This is a genomic window from Candidatus Burkholderia verschuerenii (assembly GCF_001189365.1).
Taxonomy (GTDB): domain Bacteria; phylum Pseudomonadota; class Gammaproteobacteria; order Burkholderiales; family Burkholderiaceae; genus Caballeronia; species Caballeronia verschuerenii.
In genome coordinates this window covers 1-3,836 of sequence record NZ_LFJJ01000298.1, presented here as the reverse complement: position 1 = coordinate 3,836, position 3,836 = coordinate 1, and the positions used below count along the sequence as shown (strand labels likewise).

Below are 3,836 nucleotides of genomic sequence, written 5' to 3'. Positions count from 1 at the left end.
GCGAGCATCAGATTGACGCTCAGCCCGAAGTCCTCGACTAGGAAGCCAAGAGAGCATACCGCGCCACTGCCCGGGATCGACGTCGACTCAACGCGTTGAATGAGCATCTCGTCGTTCGACCGATACGTCCACACCGGTTTTCCCAACGCCACAGCGAACCCCACCTCAAACGCGGTGCCGCAGTCCGGCTCGCCCGATCCTCGAAAATCGTCCAGATTGGCCACGACATAGTCCACGGAACGAATAAGTTCAATGTTGGTAGCGTAGATCCAGCGCGCGGCCTCTTGAGGTTCCAGCGCGGAGGGCACGTGCCCTTCGAGTGGGTAGAGACCAACAAAGCCGCGATCGCGACATAGATGCTTAAGCTCTTCACCGTGCGCCTTGGCGTTGATGCGGAACACGTCAAAGCCAGCAAGATAAATGCGCGGCGCGGACGCGGCAACTTCGATCGGCAACGGGGCGGGCGCATAGTGGCCCTCTCGCACGCGCCGGTTGATACGGGTGATCTGTCTTTTGACGGCAGTCACGCTTTTGCCGAGCGCATAGCCAATATGCTTGATAGACCAGCCTTGGTCGAGGCGTTCCATCAAACGCCGCTGGGATAGGGTCGGTTTTACTTTAGGCATTGATCGAGCATTAAGGTCGGTTCGGCGGGCACGTTTCTAAGCACACGCGCGATCGCATGGTCGGATGTACCCCTGTCAATGCGCTGCAACGTGTCATGGCCCAGGCGTTCATTCTAGTCACGGTCAGCCAAGAGCGATTCCTTCAACTCTTCTTCTGCGGCCGCGAGCAAAAGCCCGCGTATTCCGACACGAAGTCCACTCGGGTTTGCTCCGTGCTCAACGTCGGTGACAATTCTTTCGGCAATGTCGTCGATCCTGTCTAGTTTGTCGTTGGCGCTGTGAGGTCAATGCGGAATGTCATTAGGTTACCTTGTGAGCGGGATAGTCGTCAGCTAATCCAATTGATTTGCTTCGTTATCCATCATACTCACGTTAGCGCAATGTCAAGAGATCGAATGATAGCAGCGAAGCGTGCACGCATTTAAATCCGGTTATCGCATCTGCGATAGCAGCATACGCTGCGGTATGGTCGAGTGCGAGAACCCCGGCCGAGGCGTTCTTAGCTGGGGCTTCGTTTTCAGCGCGGAGGGCGACCGTTGACGTCACGATCGTCTTGGGCATCCGTCACGACGTCGGGACAATGCCCGGCAAGCTTGGGCCTTTAGTGGCCAGCCAGCAACACGCGAAGTTCTTCGAGAGTCATGCCGGGATTCAATTTCTTGCGGGAAATGGCGAACTCAACCATTTCGTCGCTTTTGCGAACAAGCATCGATAGCTCACGGATATCGAAAAGCCCCGCGAGTTCTGTCCTTCGATCCGATTCACCAAAACGTTCGTAAATCCTCACGAGTTCATGTGTGGTCGGCGGCTCCATCTGCAAGGCGTTGTGGATGAACTGGTAGAACAAGGTGGCTGCTTTCCTGTGCTCTGCCGTCGTACCGAGTCCTTGGGCGAGCACGTGATCAAGAAAGAGTCGGCGAGCTTCGGCCAGGCGTCGGCCTTGTTCCATGTATTCGCTGGTGGTGTTTAGCATCGGCGTTTCTCTTTATTAAGTTGCAGGTGACAGCGTTTCCCAAATTCAAGTCCGCGGCATCCTGAGTAGGGATCTCAACTTGTATAACGGCACACTTTAGGTTTAATTAAGGGCGCTCCTGCACATTCCACTTTGTAACAATAAGGCCAGGAACAAGTTGTCAATAGACAGGTGTCCGTTTGCGAGCTGGCGTCTCGATCACCAGGATAATTGGAGATATCTCCGTCGCGAAACGCTTCAAAGATGTCTTCGCCAACGTGTAAATTCTAACGAGATAGGTTTTCCCAGAAAATGGCCAAGTGATGAATTTTGTCACCGTCGACTATGCTTTCGGGTAGCGGACTTGACTGGGCATCGTCGTACGACTCGAAAAGAAAGCCAATTCCGCGATACACAATATCTTCAATACGAGCGAGTTGTATGCCGTCTTCAGACGCTCTTGCGCGCGCGTACACTGCCGCTACCCGACGCTTTAGATAAGCTCGGACATGGTCGCGGTCTCGCAAATCGACGTGTTGTACCGTTTGATCGATAAGATCCGCCTGCCCAAGCCTCGCTGCCTCGCTAATGACCGCATTAACAGCGGCGTCTAGGTTCTCTGTTTCAAAGCCAATTGCCATAGCTCGTCGCGTAGTTAATAACTGAAGGGAAAAAAGGGGCCATTGTATGATCGTACACCGGCAATAGCTCGTCAATGTTCTGTCGCACAGCTACAGCGGTTTTGCGATCGAAGCGCATATCGCGAGTGCGGTTGTAAGTTGTGTTGTGTGGTCCTCTCATTCTTAGTTTGGGATCCAGCATCGCACTACATGTGCGTACCCTACCTGTCCTGAAGGTGCTTGCATTTTTGCGCAACACCACAACCCGATCGGACCTTCGATATTGCTCTTGCCTGACGCATCGACTACAGAATCGATAGTTATTTATTATGCGCGTCACCCTACAGTCACATAACAAACGGCCGTAATGCTACTGACGTCGGTCTCGCTCCAACATTCATTGGTGGTGACCGTTCGGGTATACGTGGATCGCCACGCCTTTTTCCTACTCGTTCTAGTATTGCTATGCACATCGCCCACTTGTCAGTGAAGGCTAAGCTTTCGTGGTCTTTCGGCCTGCTCGCGGCCATCGTGATGCTCGTCTCCGGCCTTTCGCTCAAGGCATTGAGCGACGCCAACGATCATATCTCCGGAGTCAGCGCGCGTGCCGACATGGCGGTCAACGTGCGCATTGCGGTCGATCGTCGTGCGATCGCTGCGCGCAACATGGCCCTAGTCACCGCGCCAAGCGATTTCGAATCGGAGAAGGCCGCCGAAGCGCAAGCGCAGCGAGATGTCGAACAGTCGCTGCGCAAACTCAACGAGATGATCGGGTCTGCCACGGGCACCACGGATCGGGCGCGAGCACTCCTCAGCGAGATCAACCAGATTGAAGCGAAATACACGCCGGTCGCCAACACCATCGTGAGCCTCGCCAGTCAGGGCAAGCGGGAGCAAGCAGTCAGAGCGATCAACGACGAGTGCCGCCCGCTTTTGGCCGCGCTGATCAAGGCAACCGACGGCTATGCGGACTACACGAACAGCAGCGAAGTCGAATTGGTACGGGATTCAGAAGCGCGGTATGCCGAGCAACGCAATGTATCGATTGCCATTTGCCTGGGTTCCGTGTTGCTCGCGGTCGTCGCAGGTATTCTGATCACACGCAGTTTATTGCGTGCGCTCGGTGCAGAGCCGGACGCACTGGGGATTGTTGCGCAACGGATTGCGGCAGGGGATTTGAGTCCGGTTGCTCATGCGAACGTTGCGCCGGCGGGTAGCGTCCTCGCCTCGATGAGTCACATGCAGACCAGCCTCGTTGGACTGATTGGCCAAGTTCGCACGGCGGCAGATAGCATTACAACCGGCTCGGCCGAGATCGCTTCAGGCAACGTCGATCTCTCATCGCGAACGGAGCAGCAGTCCGCATCGTTGCAGGAAACAGCAGCCAGCATGGAGGAATTGACTTCCACTGTGAAGCAAAACGCTGACAATGCGCAGCACGCCAGCGCGTTGTCCGCCAACGCGTCAGAAGTCGCACACGAAGGCAGTGCGGTGGTCACACAAGTCGTCAGTAGTCGGCCCTTCAGAATTAGTCGAAGTCAAGGGTGGCAAGGGGCCGCCGGAAGATCGTGTTTCCCAGAACTCCCAGAAGCAATATTGATCTGAATGGTTTCCTGGGAGTTTGGAACTTCGCCGATG

The 3,836-nt window shown here is 55.2% G+C and carries 4 protein-coding genes; 1 reads left to right on the top strand and 3 read right to left on the bottom strand.

The features are described 5' to 3' along the window. The 3 genes from BVER_RS28105 to BVER_RS28095 form a co-directional block, all read right to left on the bottom strand. The coding region (locus BVER_RS28105) for a nucleoside 2-deoxyribosyltransferase (RefSeq protein ID WP_232316892.1) at window positions 1-587 on the bottom strand (587 nt) is incomplete at its 3' end. 640 nt (window positions 588-1,227) lie between these two features. Further along, window positions 1,228-1,599: a hypothetical protein gene (locus tag BVER_RS28100; RefSeq protein WP_050456039.1), complete on the bottom strand. Its 372-nt coding sequence runs from the start codon at window positions 1,597-1,599 to the stop codon at window positions 1,228-1,230. Between the two features lie 266 nt (window positions 1,600-1,865). Next, complete coding sequence (locus BVER_RS28095; RefSeq protein ID WP_050456038.1) at window positions 1,866-2,219, bottom strand: hypothetical protein; 354 nt, start codon at window positions 2,217-2,219, stop codon at window positions 1,866-1,868. Window positions 2,220-2,684: 465 nt separating this feature from the next. Between BVER_RS28095 and BVER_RS28090 the strand changes: the two genes are divergently transcribed. Next, window positions 2,685-3,803 (top strand): MCP four helix bundle domain-containing protein, encoded by a 1,119-nt coding sequence (locus BVER_RS28090; protein ID WP_332309159.1) that lies wholly within the window; start codon window positions 2,685-2,687, stop codon window positions 3,801-3,803. Window positions 3,804-3,836 lie beyond the last annotated feature (33 nt).

Excerpts from the sequence above, each read along its gene's own strand:
- BVER_RS28100 (WP_050456039.1), bottom strand. The coding sequence starts at position 1,599 with ATGCTAAACACCACCAGCGAATACATGGAACAAGGCCGACGCCTGGCC.
- BVER_RS28095 (WP_050456038.1), bottom strand. The coding sequence starts at position 2,219 with ATGGCAATTGGCTTTGAAACAGAGAACCTAGACGCCGCTGTTAATGCG.